General features: G+C 42.8%; 1 pseudogene. It reads right to left on the bottom strand.

Features of this window, described 5'->3' with window-relative positions:
- Positions 1-14: 14 nt before the first annotated feature.
- A pseudogene (locus tag FDX22_RS32125) lies at positions 15-222 on the bottom strand (GDP-L-fucose synthase); the annotation flags it as partial.

Genomic DNA, 222 nt, shown 5'->3' with positions numbered 1-222 from the left:
ATTATTGAGAAACATTACTCACCCCGATACCGCTGCTGATTATCAAGGAACCAGCGATAAGTATTAATCAACCCCTGTTCAAGTCCTATTTCATGATGCCAACCGAGTCTTCTCAGGCGACTGACATCAAGCAGTTTTCGTGGTGTCCCATCAGGTTTAGAAGCATCAAAAATAATATCACCGCGAAAACCAACAACTTTTGCAATGGCGTCGGATAGTTCA

The sequence above is a fragment of the Citrobacter sp. TBCS-14 genome, from assembly GCF_005280805.1.
Taxonomy (GTDB): domain Bacteria; phylum Pseudomonadota; class Gammaproteobacteria; order Enterobacterales; family Enterobacteriaceae; genus Citrobacter; species Citrobacter gillenii.
The sequence above is the reverse complement of the archived record's forward strand: the minus strand, read 5'-3'. Positions and strand labels throughout refer to the sequence as shown.